Consider the following 19,962-nt stretch of genomic DNA (forward strand, 5'->3'; position numbering starts at 1 on the left):
CAAGCTATTCCTCATGGCAACTCCACCCGCGTGAGGCTGCTCAGAGCACCGGGCGTGTACGCGCCGCAGGACGACACCGAGCTGTTGGTCGACGCGATGAACGCGGCGGCGATACCCACGGGCGCGCGCGTCCTGGACATCGGTACCGGCACGGGAGCGCTGGCACTGGCCGCTCTGCGCGCCGGTGCCGCCGAGGTGACCGGTGTGGACGTTTCCCGCCGTGCGGTGTGGACGGCGCGGATGAACGCTGCCCTGCAACGGCTTCCGCTGCGGGTGCGGCTGGGCAACGCGCTGGAGGTCGTCGCCGGTGAGCGGTTCGACCTGGTGCTCGCCAACCCGCCGTACGTGCCGGCCGAGCGGGACGGCGCAGCCAGGGGCCCCGCACGGGCGTGGGACGCGGGCCTCGACGGGCGGCAGCTGCTGGACCCGTTGTGCGCGCGCATGTTCGACCTGCTCGTGCCCGGCGGCATGACGCTGATGGTCCACTCCGCGCTGTGCGGCGTGGAGACCACGTTGCAGCAGTTGCGCGACAACGGGTTGAAGGCGTCGGTCGTGCAGCGCCGCTGGGTGCCGTTCGGACCGGTGATGCGCGGGCGCGTCGGCTTCCTGGAAGAGCACGGCCTGATCGAACCCGGTCAGCAGGACGAGGAACTGGTGGTGATCCGAGGTGACCGACCCGAACGTGCGCAGGGTGACGGTGGTGCCGAACGGCCCGGTGCTCGTTGAGGGGCCGGTGAGCCTGGAGGTGGACGGGCAGACGCACACCAGCGACCGGTTCGTGGTCGCGGTGTGCGCCTGCCGGCGCAGCAAGCGCTACCCGTTCTGCGACACCAGCCACCGCAAGCGCGTGCGCAGCGACGACTCGCCCGCGCCCCAGGCCGACAGCAGGTGATCGGCCAGCCGGCCCTCCAGGAGCTCCGTGGCCTGGATGCCGAACGCGACGTCATCGGTCAGGCCGGGGTCCTGCTCCAGCAATGACCCGATGACGTCGCGGCGCATGATCTGCTCGTGCACGGCGTCGGCCTCGATGTGCTCGGTGAAGAACTCCGCGCACCTCGGGTCGGCGCCGAGCCGCTGCAACGCCTGCGCCATGCGCTGGGCGCTCGGGGCCGTGGTGATCTCCGCGGCGGCGAAGTGGCCGACCAGCGCGCCGCGCAGCGACCGGTGCAGCCCGAACAGCGACATCATGTTGACGATCGCGATCGCCGGCGCGGGCACGTCGTCGAGGTAGTGCAGGTACTCCGCGGACATCCCGGCGCCTTCGAGCAGGTCCGCGTACAGCTGCGAGTGCATCCGGTCGGCCCGCCCGCCGCCGAACTCGTCGAACTCCACGGCCACCAGCGCCGCCTTCGCCCGCCCGCGCAGCCGCGGGATCACCCACGCGTGCGGGTCGGCCTCCTTGTGGTGGTACACCGAGCGGTGCGCGAAGTACTCGCACATCTGCTCCCAGGTCCCGTCGTCGCGCAGGAAGTGCGACACACCGCTGCCGGGGACCTGCTCGACCAGCAACGCGCCGAGCGCCGTGTCGAGGTCGGTCATGTCCACATCGGACCGCAACGCGTCCAGGAACACCCGTTCGACCTGCGCCCGCAGTCTCAGCAGCTCCGGGTCCCACTCCCAGGCGGGGTCCACGCCGTCGAAACCGCCGTAGTGCAGCTCGTACAACGTGTACAGCGCGATCGTGAGGTCCTCGCCGTACGGGTCGGCGTCGGTGAACGGGATCGGGCCGCCGCCCGGAGCACCGCGCAGCGCGGCGACGACGGTCTCGGACAGCGGTCCGCGGGCAGAGGGGAGCAGCATCACGTCTCATTCCGTCGAGCGATCAGGTCTTGCACGAGCGCGAACTCACCGCGCTCCTCCAACGCCGGCGCCACGTGCTTCACGAGGTCGTCCAGCACCGCCGTCGCGGGCACCCGGCAGGCCCGCCACGGGTCCACCGCGGGACCGTCCAGCCCGTACCGGGAGGCCGTCCACACCGCCGCGGCGCAGACGTCGTCGCGCACCGGCGGTGTCTCCACCACCGCGGCCGTCTGCACGAGCGCGCGGCAGAGCGCGGCCTGCAGCACCGCGTCGGGCACGGTCGCCGCCGCGTCGGCCGCGCGGAACTCGATGGTCGGCAGCTTCGGCGACAGCCGGGCCAGCCAGAACGTCTGGGCCGCGTCGACGAGCGTCCCGCAGGCGACCAGCCGGGCCACCTGCGCGTCGTAGTCGGCCGTACCGGTGAACACCGGCGGCACGCCGGAGCCGGGGAACCGCGACTGGAGCACCATCCGCCAGCTCGCGTAGCCGTGGTCCGCCGAGTTCGCCGCCAGCGCGAGCAGCGTCGGCAGCCAGGGCCGCACCCGGTTGAGGACCACGACCGCGGTCTCCCGGTCCGGCACGCCCACGTGCACGTGGCAGCCGGAGGCCTCGTACGTGTCCACGACCCCCGCGTACAGGTCGAGCACCTGCCGGAACCGCGGCCCGTCGGCCACGACCGGGTGAACCGACGCCTTGACCGGGGTGCCGCGCGACACCACGTCCACGCCCACCTCGCGCGCCGCGGCGGTGACGGCGTCACGGGCCTGCTGGAGCGCCGCACCGAGCGCGGTCATGTCCGTGCACGGCCCGGTCGCCGCCTCCACCTGCGTGCCGGCGAGCTCGGCGTGGAACTTCGTCAGCTCCGTGTCCCGCAGGCGCGCCAACACGGCGTCGGCACGCACCGAGGTGCGTCCGGACGCCGCGTCGACGAGCAGGAACTCTTCTTCTACGCCAACTGTGTCAGCGCACTGCGGCACGCCGGCCAAGCGCCACTCCCAGTCCGATCATGCCAACGCCGAGGACGAAGTGCAGCCAGTCGTCCGCGGTGTTCAGCGGGACGAAGTTCGCCTGGCTCGTCTTGTCGATGACGAGCCCGTACAGCCACAGCACCAGGTACACGGCACCGCCGCCGATGAGGTACGCCTTCGCGCCACTCGCCGTGCGCGCGGCCAGGAAGCCCGCCACGCCGAACAGCAGGTGGACGATGTTGTGCAGCACCGAGACGGCGAAGACGCCGAGCAGCATCGCCTCCGAGTGGTGCCCGGCGAACGTCATCGTGTCGTAGTTCGTGGTGATGCCGGGGATGAAGCCCAGCACACCGACCAGCGCGAACACCGCTGCGACCGCTAATGCGGCCTGCTGCACGGTCGTTCGTGTCCTTACGTCGACCATCGGGGTCACCTCGCTCTGTGTGGACACGGTCAGTGAGCGACTACCCGGCGAAGGTAGAGGCAAACGCGTGCGGGGTATCCGGTGCGGCATGGACGACCAGACGGTTGAGGCGCTCGGCAAGCTCAGCGCCGCGTTGGAGACCACCGAACGCGCCCGCGGCCACCTCTACTCCTTCCACCAGCTCACCGGCACCGCCGACTTCATGCTCGACGAGGCGATCGAGCTGCTGCGCAAGGCGGGCCACCACGAGCACGCCGACCGGGTGCAGCGCGAGCTCGTCGGGCGCAACGTCCTGCCGGGACGGTGGACGTTCCAGGTCGTCGAGGAGTACGACGACATGTACTACGACGTGTTCCGCGACGTCGAACGCGCCGCCCGCACCGACCTGGCCGGCGGCAAGCGGCACGAGCTGGAGGCCCGGCTCAAGCGCGACCGTCAGCGGTTCAGCGCCGCCGCGTACGCCGACAAGGACTCCCGGTCGGGCTGACCGGTCTTCGCGATCAGCGACGCCACGTGCTTCTCCACGGTGCGCGGTGAGATGTGCAGGCGCGTCGCGATGGCCTTGTTGCCCATCCGGTCGGCCAGCAGCACGAACACCTCGAACTCGCGCACCGTCACCCCGTGCCCGCGCAGCTGTTTGGGCACCTGGTCGGTGCCGTTGCGGCGTTGCTGCACGGGCGCACCGGCTTGGCGCAGCAGCCCGCGGCACGCCGAGGCGACGGCGGTGTTGCCCGCCTGGTGGAAGTGCTCCTCCGCGGAGCGCAGCCACGTCACCGGGTCGCCCCACCGCCGCGCCTCGGCCGCGACCAGCCGCAACCCCAGGTGCCGCGCCATCGGGTACGGCGCGGCGGCGTCCTGGGCCTCGTCGAACGCCACGGCCGCGTCGGCACACCTGCCGTCGCGGCCGAGCAGGACGGCGTGGGCGAGGTCGGCGAACTGCTTGTTCCACCGCATGCGCGCGGGGGAGGCGCCGGCCAGCGCGTGGTACTCCGGCCAGCCGAACCGGCCGTCGAGCACGCCCAGCAGCACGCGCATGCCGTGCGTGCCGGAGAGGTGGAACGTGGTGGGGTTCTGCGACTCCTGCGCGGCCGCCCGGTCGAGCTCCCGCACCGCCAGCGCGCGGTCCTCCTCCAGCAGCGCGCAGAACGCCTTGGCGAGCCCCGAGCACAGCGGCACCTCCTGGGCACCGCCCTTGGCGCTCTGCTCGAACGCCTGCACCGCGAGGTCGGTCGCCGGCCGGTTGCCCTGGTGCGCGTGCAGCGTCGCCCGCACCATGAGCAGGTAGCGGGTGAGGGCGCTGAGGTGCAACCGGGCCGTGGCCTGCAGGCAGCGGTCGACCTGCTCGCTCGCCTCGGTGTACCGGCCGGTCAGCACCGACTGCAGCGCCACGATGGCGTCGACGTTGTAGGCCACCGTGATCGCGCCGGCCCGGCACGCCTCGTCGTGCGCGCTGTCGAGGGAGGCGGTGCTGCCGGTGGCGAGCCAGTCGTTGCCCGCCATGCGCACGAGCGCGTAGATGTGCTGGATCGGCAGCCGGTGGGCGTCCGCAAGCGCTCGCGCCTTGTCGAAGCACGCGTTGGCCTCGTCGAGGTCCTGCTCGCGCGCGATGATCCCGAGCAGCTGCCACGCCTCGCACCCGACCATCGGCAGCCGCGCCCGTGCCGCCGCGTCCGCCGCCCGGTGCGCGAGCCGGGCCGCGGAGGAGATCCGGTCGGGGCTCGGGATGTTCAGCGTGAGGAAGGCGGAGTTCACGTCCAGCGGCGCCGTCAGCTCGTCCGGTGCGCCCGGCCCCAGCAGCGTGCGCGCGGCCCGCACCTGCTCCGCGCCGTCGGCGAACCGCCCCGCGAGGTAGGCGACGCGCGCGAGGCGGGTGTGCAGCTTGGCCCGCCGCGGCCCGTCCAGCCCGCGCAGCTCGCTGAGCGCACCGCCGAGCTGGAACGCCCTCTCGAACTCCCCGGCCTCGGCCAGCGCGGGCAGCAGCACGTCCAGCACGTCGGCCCGCGCGGCCGACTCGGTGAGCAGCCGGTGGGCCCGGTCGAGCAGCTTGACGGCGGAGCTCGTGGCGCCGTTGCCCAGCGCGCGCCGGCCGGCCTCGGCGAACAGCAGCCCCGCGTCCGCCGGTTCACCCGCGTCGAACCGCAGCTTGGCCACCAGCGGGCACCAGTCGCCGGGCAGCCCGGGGTGCAGCTCCTCGACCGCGTCCGCGGTCCGCTCCGACAACGTCCCGCGCTCCGCCGGCGTCAGCTGCGCCAGCAACGCGTCCGCCGTCAGCGGGTGCCGGAACGCGTACCAGTCCGGTGCCGGCTCGTCCGGCGTGACCAGCTGCGCCGCGACCCCCGCGTGCAGGTGGCTCAGCAGCGCCCGGTCGTCGTGCCCGGTCACCTTCTGCACCACTGACAGCGGGAACCGGTGCCCCAGCACCGCCGCCACCGACAGCACCTCGCGCCCCTGCGGCCCCAGCCGGTCCGTGCGGTGCGCGACGCTGCGCACGAACGCCGCCGGCACCGGCAGCTTCAGCTCCCCGAGCACCTGCCACCCGCGCGCGCCGGCCACGAGCAACCCGCCGCTCACCATGCCGTGCAACAGCTCCTCGACCACGAACGGGTTCCCGGCGCTGTCCGTCCACAGGCGATCGCAGAGCTCGTCCGGTACCTGCTCGCTCTCCAGGCACGCCGCCGTCATCGCCCGCACCTGCCGCCGGTCGAGCCGCTTGAGCTCCAGCTGCGACCCGGCCCCGCGCTGCACGATCTGGTGCACGAGCTCCAGCGCGTTGCCGGGGTCGTTGCGGATGGTGGCGAGCAGCAGCACCGGCTGCTCCTCCAGGTTGTCCGCCAGGTACTCGACGACCGCCAGCGTCTCCGCGTCCGCGTCGTGCAGGTCCTCCAGCACCAGCAGGCAGGGCGTCTTGCGCGCCACCGACGTCAGCAGCCGCAGCACCGCCTCCGCCAGCACGACGACGGACTCCGTGGTCGACTGCCGGTCGTGCCACTCGGGGATCAGCGTCCCCAGCACCGGCTTGTAGGGGCCCAGCGCGCTGTCGTCGGGCGGCTCGTGCCGGAACAACCCCAGCAACGCCTCCGCGATGGGCCGGAACGGCACCATCGGCCCGATCGTCGTCCCCCGCCCCTTGAGCACCCGCATGCTCTCGTCGAACGCCTGCCCCGCGGCCAGCCGGGCGAGCCGCGACTTGCCGATCCCCGCCTCTCCGGTGAGGAACACAGCGCCACCCTGCCCGCGGCGGGTGCGTTCGAGTGCCGTGGAGACGGCCTCGACCTCCCGGTCGCGGCCGACCACCTGGGGCGCTCGGGTCTGCATGGCTGGACCCTAACGTCCGCGTGGTGTGGTCCGTAACGGCTGCTCAGGCGTATTCGGCCTGGGGGAGTGGAGCAATTCCCGGTGATCAGGAAAGGACCTTTCCGCGATCACTCGCGGCCAGGCGCGGCAGGCGTCGCGTGAGCGGGTGGGCGAGGGGGTGCGGCCCTCGGAAGTTCGGCCGGAACCGGCCGTGCCCGGCCCCGGGAACGGCGCGGGGGCCGGACCCCGGACAGGGCCCGGCCCCCGCGACCCCCGGCTCAGACCACGCTCACCGTCGTGTCCGACAGCGCCGGCGTGATCGCGGCGAACGCGCCCACCGCCAGCGTCACGCCGGCCAGCGCACGCGCTCGCGCACCCGCCCGCGACCGCGGCGAGAGCTCCATCTCCCCGATCACGTGCTCGACCGGCACGGGCTGGTCGGCCGGGCGGTGCAGGGACTCGTTCATCTGGTGGACTCCTCGTTGTCGGTCGATCCGGTGTGGTGATGCGGTTCGAGCAGCAGGACGGAGGGCACCGGGAAACCCTGCCGCAGCAGACCGTGGCCGATGCCGGCGAGACCGGTCAGCAGCCCCGGCGACGGGACGCCACCGGGGGTGGCGCACTGCGGGCCGTGTTCGTCGAGCCTGCCGAGCAGCAGCGCGGTGCGCCGGGTCGCGAGGTTCGGGTGGTGGGGCGTCAGCGCCTCGACCACGCCCAGCTCGCCGTGGCACAGGCTCATGTCCCGCAACGGTTCCCGCGTGGCCAGCGCACCGGCCACGCGTTCGTCGTGCCGTGCCAGCGCCACGCCGGCCACGCCCGAGCACCAGCCGGTGTCGGCCGGGTCGGTCGTGTCGCTCTCCAGGAAGGTCCGTCCTGCCACATCAGATAACTCGTCGCCCACCGCTGCCGCGTAACGCCGCAGGGCCCATCCGATTCCCGCATGGCCGCGGGCGAACCCATTGGCGGGGCAAATCGCGGCACGTAGGACGGTCGCGTAGTGATCGGCGAGCACGAGGGAGTCAGGCGTGCCGACCGCGAGCATCGCCGCGAGGGAGCCGGCAACGCCGTCGGCGACCGTGAACGACGTGTCGGTCAGCGGCATCAGCGACACGGCCAGGGAGAGCAGCGCCGGGTCGAGCCCGAGCAGCGGCACCAGCCGGGACAGGCCGTAGCAGACACCGCCCAGGCCGTGCAGCCCGCCGCCCGCCGCCAGCACCAGCTCCGGGGACGCGGCGAACGACTCCAGCAGCGCCGGCAACGGGCGCAGCGCGGCCGAGGCGAAGTCGACGTACCGCGCGGCACCGGTCAGCGCGCCCAGCTCCGCCAGGAACAGCGCCACCCCCGTGTAGCCGTTGGTCAGGCCCGCGCCCATCGGCAGCACGGTCCAGTGCCGGTCGTCGACCAGCTCCAGGCCCAGCCAGTTCACCCGGTCCGGCCCGGTCGCCGCCTGCGCCAGGATCTGGTCGGCGATGCCGCACGCCGCCACCAGCAGCCGCGCCGGGTCCGGGTCGACCGGTGCGACGTGGCCGGAGACGGTGGCGCCGCTGCGGTGCGACACCGGGCGCGGGCGTGAGGCCAGCGAGGCGGAGATGACCCACTGCTGGTCGTGCCGGTCGACCTCGCTGAGCCCGGCGATCTTGCGTTCCACGGCGTGCAGTCCGGGCTCCGGCAGCATCCCCGGCAGCCGGAGCCCGGACCCGGTCCACAGGTCCCGCGAACCCGGCCTGCAGACGAACAACGGCACGTCGCCGCGCCAGAGTTCCACGACCTCGTGCGGCACCAGCGCGTCCAGCAGCGGGTCGTCGACCACCAGCACGCCGAACGCCATGTCCCGGTCCAGCGCGTCGCGCAGCACCGCCGGGTGCGTGGACTCGTCCAGCAGCGTCCCGTACAGACGCGTCGGGCGGGCCACGAACCGCACCTCGTCCTCGGCGCACTCCCGCACCAGCCGCAGCAGCTCGTCGCGATGGGCGGCAATCGCGTCGTAGCCCGCGCGGAAGCCCGCCAGCAGCGAGTCCTGGTAGTCGGCGGGCTCGGCGGGCACATCACCCAGCACCGGCCGGTTCAACGCCCCCGTGGACGTGCTGGGGCGCCGCACGAGGCGCATCCGGTCCGTTCCGGCGTCGGCCCAGTCCACGACGTCCAGCGGTGAGGGCACGCCCCGGTCGCCGCCCACGCCGGAGACGTCGACGATGCCGTTGTCGCCCAGCAGCATGTGCGGCAGCAGCGCGGTGCGGTGCACCGAGCGCGCCATCGCGAGCGCGGCCGGGTCGCTCGCGATGGTGAGCGTCGGGTGGAACAGCGTCTCCACGTCCACCAGCACCGGCTGGTCGCCGCACGCGATCAGGTTCTCGTAGTGCATGTCCGTGCCGTCGACGGCGTAGAGCAGCGCCAGCAGCGCCCCGAGCCGCCGGTAGAACTCCGCCACCCCGGCGACGTCCGCGCACGGCTGGTGCTCGACGTGCTCCAGCCACCCGTACCCGTCGCGCACCAGCAGCCGCGGCGAGCGGAACAGGATGCCGGTGCGCCGCGCGAACCACGCCACCTGCGCGGTGAAGTGCGCGTGCAGCTCGACCGGGCGCGGGCGGTACACCAGCCGCGCGCCCGAGGCGAACGTCAGCACCGCCACCGTCCTGCCCTGCTGGTGCGGGTCGCCCTGCCCGGTCTCGATCGTCGTCAGCGCACCGGGGTCGATCCCGCCGAACACCGTCCGCACCACGTCCGCGCGGTCGCGGGTGAACCGCGAAGACAGCTCGTGGTGTGCCGCGACCGCCTGCTCGCACGCCTGCGCGAGCATCCGCGCCAGCACCGGGTAGCGGCCGAACAACGCCGTGAGGTCCAGCGTGCGGGTGAAGGACAGGAACCGCTCCTGCGGTGTCTGACCTGCCAGCGTGCCGCGGGCCTGGTTCAGCTCCAGCACGAGCGTGCGGGCCGCGATCCGGACCAGCCGCTGGCCGAGCTGCTGCGCGAAAGCGGCGTCGAACGGCGGCGCCACCTCGGTGCGCGCGGCGTCGACCAGGGGCCGCAGCGCGTGCGCGAACGCGGCGGTCCAGCTGTCGTCGGAGGGGGCGCCGGGGCGGGACGCGGCCGTGGCGCGTTCCAGGAACTCCGCCGCTGCAGGGGTCACGAGGCCGAACCTCGCACGTGCGGGTGGAGAACACATGGGGGCCGAGTACCCAGATTCGCCCGCGACGGGAAAATGGGGGACCGGCACCCATGTTCCGAGGCGCGCGAGGTCTGAAACTCACTCGGGAGAGGGAGGAACGGACCATGAAGGAGTTCGGGGAACTACTGCGCACGCACCGCATCCACGCCGGCCTCACCCAGCAGCAGCTGGCTGACTTCGCGATGCTCAGCGTGCGGGCCATCCGGGACCTGGAATGCGGCCGCACCCGGTCGCCGCGCGCCGAGACGGTGCGCCTGCTCGCGGACGGCCTGCGGCTGGACGACACCAGCCGGGCAGATCTCCAGCAGGCGGGCGGACGGCCGGCCCGCAAGGTGTCGGTGGCGCCACCCGCGCCGTCGTCGGCGATCGTCGGCCGTGAGGCGGAGGCGGGCGCGCTGGCGGACCTGCTCGTCGGGGGCACCCGGCTGGTCACCGTCACCGGTGTCAGCGGGGTGGGCAAGACCCGGCTCGCCCTGGAGGTCGCGGGCGAGCTGCACTTCCGGCTCGGCTGGTCGGTGCTGTGGCTGCCGGCCGCGCGCATGCCGGCGATCGACGCGGGCACGGACACCCTGCTCGTCACCGACCACGTGCCCGACCCGCGGCTGCTGGAGCTGCACCCGCGGCTGCGGATCGTCGTCACCGCGCTCGCGCCCACCGGGCTGCCGGGCGAGCACGTGTTCCCGCTGGCACCGCTGGCCGACGACGCCGCGGTGCAGCTGCTCGTGACGCACGTGCGCCGGGTGCGGCCCGGGTTCCGGCCGGAGCCCGCGAACCACGCCGCGCTGATGGGGCTGGTGCACGAGCTGGACGGCCTGCCGTCGGCGCTGGAGTTCGCCGCCGGGTGGTTCATGGTGTACTCGCCGCAGCACCTGCTGGAGCGGCTGCGCACCAACCCGCTCGACCCCACCTCGGCGCACCTGCGCGACTCGCTGCGCCGCTCGTTGTCCACTCTGGACGCCGGTGAGCGCGAGGTGCTGGTGCGGATGGTCGACCGGATCGGCTGGGAGGACGAGGACGCCGTGCACGCGCTGAGCGTCCGCGGGCTGGTCCGCCGCACCGGGCCCCGGTACGAGGTGCTCAACCTCGTCCGCGCGGCGGTGCTGGAACCGGTGTCAGGACCTCAGCTGACCGGCGGCGTAACCCTGACCTGGCCCTGCTGAGCACGCGTCTGCAAGTACTGCCAACTGCGAGTTGGCAGTACTTGCAGACGCCGGATCAGGACGCTGCGGTCAGGGCGCCGGGGGTCAGGGTGCCGGGGTCAGAACGCCGCGGTCAGGCACGCGAGGCGGTCGCCGGCGGTGCCCGCCTTGCCGTGCTCGGTGCTGGTGTGCGCGGCGTGGATGACGATGGCGTTCGCCTCGCCCTTGCGGAACTCCCAGTCCACCGCCGAGCTGGCCGTGGCGGCACCCTGCGCGTCGGTCGTGAAGTCGAGCCAGATCTCGTTCTGCGCGTTGGCGTACTTCGGGTCCACGCTCGGCGTGACCGGGTCCTTCTCGTTCTGGTAGTGCGGCCCGGAGTCGGCCGGCTTGGCGCCGCACGGCTTGGTGTGCACGTGCGAGCCGTACTGGGTGTCCGGCAGCAGCCCGGACACCTTCAGCTCCACGGTCGTCCGTCCATTCGCGACGGACGACGAGGTGGAGAGCTTCGCGCCCAGCGGCACCCGTGCGACGGTGTAGGTGATGCCCTTCGGCTGGTCGCCGGACTCCGCCGGCGCGGCGAGAACGGCCTCGGCGACGGGCGTCGGTGCGGGGGACGTGGTGCTGGAAGCCCCTGTCGAGCTGGTCGAGCCGGTCGAGCCGGTGTCGGTGCCGCCCGAGCAGGCCGCGAGTCCGCCGGTGAGCAGAGCGGCACCCACGAGGGCCGCCACAGTCGTGCGCATGTTTCTCCTCAGATCAGCTGCGGTCCAGGTTCCCACCTCCTACCTGACCACGATCGGGTGACCGGCGCACGTCGGCCGGGACGAGCCGCTCGAACGCCGACGCGTAGGCGGCACAACGGTGGTAGCCGGAGTGGGTTTCCACCTCGCCGGGACCGCCGCCGGTCTCGTCCGCCCACTGGTCGACCGACGTGCCGTCCGGCCGCCCGTACCCGATGACGGGGAACCCGAGGTGGTCGGTGCGCCGCCACAGGTTCACCCACCGGTCCGCCAGCAGCACCCGCAGCGTGTCGGCCTCGTCGACCACGGGTTCCGCCCGCGGCTCGTCGTCGTCCTGCCGGTGCCACGGGTTCAGCGCCCACAGCGCGCCCCTGCGGCTGCGCGCGGTGCCGAGCACACCGGGGCCCAGCAGTTCCGGGAAGATCCGCCCGAAGTACGGCCGCAGCTGCACGCCGTACGTGAGCAGCTTGACGCGGGCGAGGTGCTTCTCCGGAAGCTGGTAGACGGCGGCGACGGCGAGCACCGCGCCGAGGCTGTGCGCGGAGAGCACGACGACCGAGCGCTCCTGCGGCGGCAGGTCCTCGTCGGGGTGCCGGTCCAGCCAGTCGCGCACGCGTTCGGCGATCTCCGGCACGGCCCGCTCCGCGTAGCAGGGCGGGGCGAACGGGTGGGCGGTGCGCGGCAGGAAGCACATCAGGTCCCACAGCAGCCCCAGCGGTCTGCGGTTGGCGAGCACCCCGGCGCCGACGAACGACCCGACCAGCGCCACCCCGGCGAGCCCGGTGTACGTGACGCCCTGCTCGAACACCCACGCCGGCACCTCCCAGTCCACCCAGGACGGTCGCGCGAACGCCACGTGCACCGCCAGCACGACCGCCGCGGTGCTCACCGCGGACAGCACGCCCACCACGACCTCGGCCCGGTGCGCGTTCGCGATCACGTGCCGCCACCGCATGACGAGCTCCTCCTGCCCGGCCGGGATCGCCAGGCTGGTGTCCCGCTCGAAGTCGGCGGGCCCGCGCACCCGCAGCCCGAGCAGCACCACCAGCACCACGACCAGGCCCGCCACCACCGCGAGCGCCGCCGTGAACGCACCGCTCGCCCACCAGGAGAACCAGGGCGCCTGCGGCACCTTCCGCAGCGGCTCCGAACCGGCCAGCCAGCCGCGCACCGTCAGCACCAGCACCGTCGCGAGCAGCAGCGACGTGGTGAGCGACAACCCCAGCAGCACACCGGGTCCGGTGCCGCCCCACGCCTCCCACTCCCGGTTGTCCCGCACCGCGTACCCGACCAGCAGCGCACCGGCCACGACGGCGACGAGTCCGAGCGGCTGCCACACCGCGGTGAGGACGAGTCCCGCGGCGAACGCCAGGCCCGCCAGCCACGGCACGCGCTTCTCCCGCTTGCGCCACGACCACCCCGACAGCGCGATGCCCAGCAGGCAGGCCGTCACCGCGGGTGGCCCCCACCGCGCCAGCCACAGCGACCGGCTGAAAGCGGGTTCGGCGTAGAGGATCGCGAACCCGTGCACCGCCAGCACCACACCGGTGGCCACCAGGAGGGCCCACGACCACAGGCCGCCCTTCTCGGTCCTGGGCGCGTCCGGGCAGTCCGCCGCCGTGTGCACGACCCGGTACGCGACGAGCGCCAGCAACACCCCGGCGAGCACCGTCGTGACCAGGAAAACCGCGGCCTGCGACCAGAGTTCCGCGCCGGTCAGCAACACCACCACGCAGAACCCGGCGGCCAGGTGCAGCCGGGTCAGCCTGCGCAGCCGCGGGCTGCCCCGCCACATCGACCTCCTGCTGAGCAGCACACCCGCCCGGAACGGCTGCCGGTCACCGGTGGCCGCCGACTCGTACCTGCTGCGGGACAACGAGGTCAGCAGCAGCAACCCGAACAGCAGCGCCACCGGCACCGCGGAGGCGGCGAGCACCCGGACGTGCTGCGCGGGGTCGCCGAGCAGGTCGAGCCACTCCGGCAGCCGGCGGCAGGTCGTGTCGGCCAACGAGCACTGGACCGCGTACAGGTCGACGACCGCCACGCCCACCGACAGCACCAGCAGCACCGTCAGGCCGAGCCCGAACAGCCGGGTGCTGGCGGCGCCGCGACCGGCGTTCCACCACGTGCCCTTCGCCGCTTCCGCTGCACTGCCCCCGGCTGCCTTCTCGGCGTCCGTCAGCTCGTCGTCCTCCGTCCACGTCCTGGGGATCTCCCGGCTCCAGTACGCGACGTTCGCGAGCCCGAACGGCAGCAGCAACGCCCACCCGATGCGCCCGGCCACGTTCGCCACCACCGACGCCACCCCGCTGCCCGGCGCACCCGGTGTGCTGCGCGCCATGCCGCCCCACGAGTAGGCCTCGCGCTCGACGTCGGCGCGGGGCCGGCCGGGGTCGTTCGCCGGCAGGTCGTCGAGCTTTTCGGCGACCGGGCGCCAGAAGCTGCCGAAGCGGTCGCCGCGGAACTGCTCGACGGCGTGCTCGGGCAGCGCCAGCACGGCGGCCGGGGGCGTGTTGTTGACCCCGTGGATGCGCAGTTCCAAGGCCCGTGGACGCATGGCAGCCTCCCTCTACTCCAGTTGTCGTCCCTGAAACTGCTCCAGTTAGCGGCCATCCGGGTGAAAAGGGTGTATCCCGGCACCTCGGGAAGCCTCTACTTGGCAAGGAGGCCCCACCATGACCGCAACCGCTCACCCGAACGTCGCGAACTCGATCGGCCTGGCCGAGTTCCTCGCCACCGCGGGCACCCTCACGCTCGCCCAGCGCAAGCTCATCGTGGACCAGGCGCTGATCCTGCTGGAGCAGAACTACGCACACCTGCCGTTGAAGGTCGCCATGCACGCGGTGAACCCGGTGCAACGGCTCAGGGTGCTCAGAGCCAGGCTCGAACGGCAGACCGACGCCACGGCCGAGCCCGAGTGGCAGTTCCACCGCGAGCTGTCGAGCACCTTCCACTCGGTGCGCGACCTGCACACCAACTACCTGCTGCCGGCCCCGTTCGCCGGCAAGATCGCGTTCCTGCCGTTCCAGCTGGAGCGCTGCTTCGACCCGGACGGCACCGAGCGCTACCTCGTGGCCCGCACGGTCGCCGGGTTCACCGGCCTGGCCGTCGGCGACGAGGTGGTGCACTGGAACGGCACCGCGATCGCGCGCGCCGTCGCGGTGAACGGCGCGATCTTCGCGGGCAGCAACACCGCCGCGAACCTCGCCCGCGGCCTGGAGTCGCTCACGTTGCGCCCCCTGGTGATCCAGCTCCCGCCGGACGAGGACTGGGTCGTCGTGACCCACCGCACCGCCGGCGGCACGAGCGAGGACGTCCGGGTGGACTGGCAGGTGACCGACAACCTGCCGCCGATGACCGACGTCGACGCGCTCTCGCCGGCCGCCGCCGCGCAGGGCGTCGACCTCGACTCCGACGAGAAGGCCCGCGCCAAGAAGTTGTTGCACGCGCCCAAGGTCGTGGCCGCCGAGGCCGCGGGCGGTGCCGTCGCGATGAGCGAGCAGGACGTGCCGACGACCCTGCCCGGCGTGTTCCGCGCCCGCCCGGTCACCACGCCGTCCGGTACGTTCGGGCACCTGCGGATCTTCACGTTCAGCGTGGACGACCCGGAGGCGTTCCTGCGGGAGTTCGTGCGGCTCGCGGCCCTGCTGCCGCAGAACGGCCTGATCGTCGACGTCCGCGACAACGGCGGCGGCCACATCTTCGCCGCGGAGTTCCTGCTGCAGACGATGACCCCGCGCCGCGTCGAGCCAGAACCCGTGCAGTTCCTCAGCACGCCGCTGAACCTGCGCATCTGCCGCCGCCACGCGGAAGACCCGACCGGGCAGATCAACCTCGGCCCGTGGTTCCCCTCGCTCGACTCCTCGACCGAGACCGGCCAGGCGTTCTCCTGCGCCCACACGATCACACCCGTCGACGGCGCGAACTCCGTTGGCCAGACCTACCACGGCCCGGTCGTGCTGGTCACCGACGCCCGCTGCTACTCCGCGACCGACATCTTCGCCGCGGGCTGGGCCGACCACGCGCTGGGCCCGATCCTCGGCGTGGACGACAACACCGGCGCGGGCGGCGCGAACGTGTGGACGCACGGCCTGCTGTCCACCCTGCTGAGCATCCCGGCGCCCGGAGACCCGGACACGCCGTACAAGCCGTTGCCCGGCAAGGCGAACATGCGCGTCTCCATCCGCCGCACCCTGCGCGTCGGCAAGCTCGCCGGCACCCCGGTGGAGGACCTGGGCGTGCGCCCGACGCACCGGCACCAGCTCACGCGCGCGGACCTGTTGCAGGGCAACGTGGACCTGCTGAACCGCGCGGCCGAGCTGCTGGCCGAGCAGCCCGTGCGCCGGCTCGGGGTGGCGGTCGCGGGCACGACCGCCTCACTGGACACCGTGAACCTCGACCGGGTGGACGTCTACGTCGACGGCCGCCCCGCCACCTCGATCGACGTGACCGACGGCGCGCACACCGTGCCGCTCACCACGTCCGGCAGCGAGGTGCGCGTCGAGGGGTTCGCGGACGGACGGCTGGTGGCCGCGCGCAAGGTCACCAGTTGATCGAACGGGCGCTTCCGGTGACGCCATGACCGGAAGCGCCCGTTTCGGCCGCGCGGTCACCGCACCGGGGCCGTGCTGTCGTCACAACCAGCCGCGCCGCATCGCCTGCACCCCCGCCTGGAACCGCGTCTGCGCCCCGCACCGGTCCATCAGCTGCCGCACCCGCCGCTGCACGGTCCGCGGCGCCAGCCCTAGCTGCCGCGCGATCGAGGAGTCGGTGAGCCCGGCGGCCAGCAGGCCCAGCAGGTTCGGGTCCACGTCGGCCGCCGCGGCGTAGATCCCGCCGGGGCTGAACGGGATGCCCTTGTCCCAGTAGAGCTCGAACGTCGAGCGCAGCACGTCCAGCAACGCCGACGGCCGGATCAGCAGCACCTCGTCGACCACGTCGCCGTTCACGACGGGCAGCACCGCCGCGTGCGTGTCGATCACCGCGAGCTTGAACGGCAGCGTCGGGGTGACGCGGGCGCGTTCGCCGGCCGCGACCAGGTCGATGATCTCCACGACGCGGCCGGGGATGTCGACGGCGGAGCGGTCGTAGACGACGCGCCACTGCACGTCGCGTTCGCGGGTCTCGTCCTCCAGCGCCACGTGCTGGCCCAGCGGCGTCACGTACGGTGGCTGGTCGAGCACGCACACCTCCTCGCGGGCGCCGCGCAGCAGGGCGTGCCACAGCTCGCGGACGGCGTCCACCCCGGACACCACCTCGACGAACGCGTTGTCGGCCTGCTCCTCGTCGCGGTTGCGCAGGTACAGCTCCATCAACGGGCCGACGTCGGCGCGCGCCCTGCGGTTGGCCTCCTCGCGCGCGGCGATCAGCGCCTCGACGGCGAGGTCGGGCGCGACGGCCTGCCACACGTCGCCGGGCAGGTGCCTGACCAGGCCGAGCTCGCGCATCCGCTCCAGCGCAGCGGGGGAGGCGCCGGTCTCCTCCGTGGTGCGGCTGCCACCCGTGACCAGCAGCTCGTAGACCGCGGAGAGCTCCGGTGCGACGCCCAAGTGTCCGAACACGGCCACATTGTGCGCCATTCGGGGTAGCGGCCCTGTCGTGAACACGCCAGTGTCGTCATTCGGACTCCGCCAGACCTGTTCTCCCCGCTGCGACCCGACTTACGGTCCTCCCCACCTCCGCAGCCGGTTCAGAACCCTGACGCCCTCAACGGCACGCGAAGGCCCTGCGTGGAAGGACCTCACGTGAACGGATTGCGACGCACGAGCGTGTGCGCCGCGGCAGTGTCCGCCGCCGTGCTCAGCGTTGTCGCCCCGTCGGCGACCGCTGCCCCCATCCAGTCCCAGCCGGACTCGACACAGGTGAACCGCCCCTTCGAGCGGCTGATCGTCGGCTACAAGCCGGGCACCGCCGAGGCCACGTCCGACACCGCCGCCTCGGACGACGTGCGGAAGAAGGGCAAGTCCGTGCACCGCCGCATGTCGAGCGGTGCCGTCGTCGTCAACCTGGGTGAGAAGACCGCCAACGCCGAGAACACCATCCAGGCGTTCAGGAACGACCCCGACGTCGCGTACGTCGAGCCGGACCTGCTGATGCAGCCGTTCGCCGACCCGAACGACACCGAGTACTCCCGGCAGTGGGACCTCTTCGAGGCCACCGCGGGCATGAACGTGCCCGGTGCGTGGGCCAGCAGCACCGGCGCGGGCGTCACCGTCGCCGTGATCGACACCGGCTACGTCGCGCACAGCGACCTGTCGGCACGGGTCGTCGCGGGCTACGACTTCGTGTCGGACTCGGCGCGCGCCCGTGACAACAACGGCCGCGACTCCAACCCGGCCGACGAGGGCGACTGGGTCGCCCGCGGCGAGTGCGGCACCGACGCCAACGGCAGCCCGGTGCCCGCCGCGGACCAGGGTTCGTCCTGGCACGGCACGCACGTCGCCGGCACCATCGCCGCGTCCACCAACAACGGCAAGGGCGTCGCGGGCATCGCCTACGACGCGAAGATCCAGCCGTTGCGCGTGCTCGCCAAGTGCGGTGGCGCCACCTCCGACATCGCCGACGCCATCACCTGGGCGTCCGGCGGCACCGTGACCGGCGTCCCGGCGAACCAGACGCCCGCCAAGGTCATCAACATGTCGCTGGGCGGTCAGTCGTCCTGCTCGACGACCTACCAGAACGCCATCAACGGCGCGATCAACCGCGGCACCACCGTCGTCGTCGCGGCCGGCAACTCGAACATGAACGTCGCGAACTTCACCCCCGCGAACTGCACCGGCGTCATCACCGTCGCCGCCACCTCGCGCGAGGGCAACAAGGCGTTCTACTCGAACTACGGCACCCGCATCGACGTGGCGGCCCCCGGCGGCGAGACCCGCCGCGGCACCGACACCCCCGGCACCATCACCACGCCGGAGAACGGCATCTGGTCCACCCTGAACGCGGGCACCACCGTTCCCGGCGCGGAGAACTACAAGCCGTACCAGGGCACCTCGATGGCCGCCCCGCACATCGCGGGCCTCGCCGCGCTGCTGGTCGCGAAGAAGCCGTCGCTGACCCCGGCCCAGGTCAAGGACCTGATCAAGGCCAACGTCCGCCCGTTGCCCGGCACCTGCTCGGGCGGCTGCGGCGCCGGCCTCGCCGACGCCACCAAGACGGTCAACGCCGTCGACTCCACGCAGCCCCCGTCGGGCGGCCTGGAGAACACCACCGACGTGGCCATCCCGGACCGCGGCACCGCCGTCACGTCCTCGATCACGTCCTCGCTGACGGGCAACGCCTCCGCCACCACCAAGGTCGGCGTGGACATCGTCCACACCTACCGCGGAGACCTGGTCGTCGACCTGGTCGCCCCGGACGGCACCGCCTACCGACTCAAGAACTCGTCCACTTCGGACAGCGCCGACAACGTGGTGGCGACCTACACGGTCAACGCCTCGTCCGAGGTCGCGGCGGGCACGTGGAAGCTGCGGGTCCAGGACGTGTACTCCGGTGACACCGGGTACATCAACTCCTGGAACCTGACCCTGCGATAGCTCCACGTGTTCGCCGAGGGCGGCGCCTCCCACCGGATTCCGGGGGGCGCCGCCCTTTCACGTGCCTGGGAGCACCGCCGCCCGCCGCGGGTAACGTCCTACCCATGGCAACACTGGTGACGTTCCACGCCCATCCCGACGACGAGTGCATCGTCACGGGAGGTGTGATGCGGAAGGCGTCCGACGAGGGCCACCGGGTCGTGCTCGTCGTCGCCACCCGCGGTGAGAGCGGCGAGGTTCCCGACTTCCTCGACGAGGGCGAGGAGCTGTGGGAGCGCCGGGTGCGGGAGACGCACGCCGCCGCCGAGCTGCTGGGGGTGCACCGCGTCGAGTTCCTGGGCTACCGCGACTCCGGGATGATGGGGGACGAGCTCAACGACCGGCCCGGTTCGTTCTGGACCGCGGACGTCGAGGAGGCGGCGCACAAGCTGGCCGCGATCCTGCGGGAGGAGGACGCGAAGGCGTTCACCACCTACGACAGCTTCGGCGGGTACGGGCACCCCGACCACATCCAGGTGCACCGGGTGGGCATGCGGGCCGCGGAGATCGCCGGCACGCCCGCCGTGTACCAGGCGATGGTGAGCGAGACGCGGTTCCGGGAGGCGATGAAGCGGTCGGGGGCGGAGGAGCCGCCGCTCATGGAGGGAGCCGTGCCGGAGTCGGAGATCACGACCGAGGTGGACGTCGCGGAGTACCTCGGGGTGAAGCGGGCCGCGATGCGGGCACACGCCTCGCAGATCCCCGAGCAGTCGTTCTTCCTGTCGCTGGACGACGAGACTTTCGCGCACGCGTTCGGCACGGAGTACTTCATCCGCGCGGGCCACGGCCCCGAAAAGACCCTCGCCCTCTAACCGCCCGCCCCCCTTGCTGCACAGGCGTCTGCAAGTACTGGTACTTGC

General features: G+C 72.7%; 16 protein-coding genes. 7 read left to right on the top strand and 9 right to left on the bottom strand.

The annotated features are described in order from the left end of the window. The first annotated feature begins 30 nt into the window (after positions 1-30). Both ACZ7CH_RS06115 and ACZ7CH_RS06120 read left to right on the top strand, forming a co-directional pair. Positions 31-726, top strand: a complete 696-nt coding sequence (locus tag ACZ7CH_RS06115) for a HemK2/MTQ2 family protein methyltransferase (protein ID WP_458433404.1) — start codon at positions 31-33, stop codon at positions 724-726. Next, positions 668-892 (top strand): CDGSH iron-sulfur domain-containing protein, encoded by a 225-nt coding sequence (locus ACZ7CH_RS06120; RefSeq protein WP_458433403.1) that lies wholly within the window; start codon positions 668-670, stop codon positions 890-892. The genes ACZ7CH_RS06115 and ACZ7CH_RS06120 overlap by 59 nt, the downstream gene beginning before the upstream one ends. Here ACZ7CH_RS06120 and ACZ7CH_RS06125 read toward each other — a convergent pair. The 3 genes from ACZ7CH_RS06125 to ACZ7CH_RS06135 are packed head-to-tail and all read right to left on the bottom strand — an operon-like array spanning position 814 to position 3,192. Continuing rightward, the gene (locus tag ACZ7CH_RS06125; RefSeq protein WP_470373288.1) at positions 814-1,800 is read right to left on the bottom strand and encodes an iron-containing redox enzyme family protein; all 987 of its coding nucleotides are present in this window, start codon (positions 1,798-1,800) and stop codon (positions 814-816) included. The genes ACZ7CH_RS06120 and ACZ7CH_RS06125 overlap by 79 nt on opposite strands. Further along, a complete protein-coding gene (locus ACZ7CH_RS06130) occupies positions 1,800-2,777 on the bottom strand; it encodes a carboxylate-amine ligase (protein ID WP_458434446.1) in 978 nt (325 codons plus the stop codon). Before ACZ7CH_RS06130 ends, ACZ7CH_RS06125 begins: the two co-directional genes overlap by 1 nt. Then, a complete protein-coding gene (locus ACZ7CH_RS06135; RefSeq protein ID WP_360386763.1) occupies positions 2,761-3,192 on the bottom strand; it encodes a DUF4383 domain-containing protein in 432 nt (143 codons plus the stop codon). Before ACZ7CH_RS06135 ends, ACZ7CH_RS06130 begins: the two co-directional genes overlap by 17 nt. Before the next feature lie 88 nt (positions 3,193-3,280). Here ACZ7CH_RS06135 and ACZ7CH_RS06140 point away from each other — a divergent pair, with 88 nt between their 5' ends. Continuing rightward, positions 3,281-3,679, top strand: coding sequence for a hypothetical protein (locus ACZ7CH_RS06140; RefSeq protein ID WP_360386765.1), 399 nt, complete (start codon positions 3,281-3,283; stop codon positions 3,677-3,679). Here the strand turns inward: ACZ7CH_RS06140 and ACZ7CH_RS06145 are convergent. The 3 genes from ACZ7CH_RS06145 to ACZ7CH_RS06155 all read right to left on the bottom strand — a co-directional run bounded on the left by ACZ7CH_RS06145 (position 3,628) and on the right by ACZ7CH_RS06155 (position 9,613). Continuing rightward, on the bottom strand, positions 3,628-6,507 hold the full coding sequence (locus tag ACZ7CH_RS06145) for an ATP-binding protein (protein ID WP_470373289.1): 2,880 nt from the start codon (positions 6,505-6,507) through the stop codon (positions 3,628-3,630). The two genes, ACZ7CH_RS06140 and ACZ7CH_RS06145, sit on opposite strands and share 52 nt — an antisense overlap. A 257-nt stretch (positions 6,508-6,764) precedes the next feature. Then, positions 6,765-6,953, bottom strand: a complete 189-nt coding sequence (locus tag ACZ7CH_RS06150) for a hypothetical protein (protein WP_360386770.1) — start codon at positions 6,951-6,953, stop codon at positions 6,765-6,767. Beyond that, entirely contained in the window at positions 6,950-9,613 is a 2,664-nt protein-coding gene (locus tag ACZ7CH_RS06155) for a type 2 lanthipeptide synthetase LanM family protein (protein WP_360386772.1), read from the bottom strand. Before ACZ7CH_RS06155 ends, ACZ7CH_RS06150 begins: the two co-directional genes overlap by 4 nt. Before the next feature lie 143 nt (positions 9,614-9,756). On the opposite strand from ACZ7CH_RS06155, the gene ACZ7CH_RS06160 reads away from it, so the two are divergent. After that, the gene (locus tag ACZ7CH_RS06160) at positions 9,757-10,812 is read left to right on the top strand and encodes a helix-turn-helix domain-containing protein (protein WP_360386775.1); all 1,056 of its coding nucleotides are present in this window, start codon (positions 9,757-9,759) and stop codon (positions 10,810-10,812) included. A 98-nt stretch (positions 10,813-10,910) separates the two neighbouring features. Here ACZ7CH_RS06160 and ACZ7CH_RS06165 read toward each other — a convergent pair whose 3' ends face one another. Continuing rightward, positions 10,911-11,531 (bottom strand): superoxide dismutase family protein, encoded by a 621-nt coding sequence (locus ACZ7CH_RS06165; protein WP_470373290.1) that lies wholly within the window; start codon positions 11,529-11,531, stop codon positions 10,911-10,913. Positions 11,532-11,544: 13 nt separating this feature from the next. Then, positions 11,545-14,085 (bottom strand): hypothetical protein, encoded by a 2,541-nt coding sequence (locus tag ACZ7CH_RS06170; RefSeq protein ID WP_470373291.1) that lies wholly within the window; start codon positions 14,083-14,085, stop codon positions 11,545-11,547. A gap of 118 nt (positions 14,086-14,203) precedes the next feature. On the opposite strand from ACZ7CH_RS06170, the gene ACZ7CH_RS06175 reads away from it, so the two are divergent. Beyond that, positions 14,204-16,081: a S41 family peptidase gene (locus ACZ7CH_RS06175; RefSeq protein WP_470373292.1), complete on the top strand. Its 1,878-nt coding sequence runs from the start codon at positions 14,204-14,206 to the stop codon at positions 16,079-16,081. A gap of 81 nt (positions 16,082-16,162) precedes the next feature. Here the strand turns inward: ACZ7CH_RS06175 and ACZ7CH_RS06180 are convergent, their stop codons facing one another. Next, positions 16,163-17,089, bottom strand: coding sequence for a LuxR C-terminal-related transcriptional regulator (locus ACZ7CH_RS06180; protein WP_360386786.1), 927 nt, complete (start codon positions 17,087-17,089; stop codon positions 16,163-16,165). A gap of 183 nt (positions 17,090-17,272) precedes the next feature. On the opposite strand from ACZ7CH_RS06180, the gene ACZ7CH_RS06185 reads away from it, so the two are divergent. Next, positions 17,273-19,063: a S8 family serine peptidase gene (locus ACZ7CH_RS06185; RefSeq protein WP_470373293.1), complete on the top strand. Its 1,791-nt coding sequence runs from the start codon at positions 17,273-17,275 to the stop codon at positions 19,061-19,063. 104 nt (positions 19,064-19,167) lie between these two features. Beyond that, on the top strand, positions 19,168-19,914 hold the full coding sequence (locus tag ACZ7CH_RS06190; RefSeq protein WP_470368639.1) for a PIG-L family deacetylase: 747 nt from the start codon (positions 19,168-19,170) through the stop codon (positions 19,912-19,914). The last annotated feature ends 48 nt before the right edge of the window (positions 19,915-19,962 follow it).

The organism is Lentzea sp. NPDC037011, from assembly GCF_055607425.1.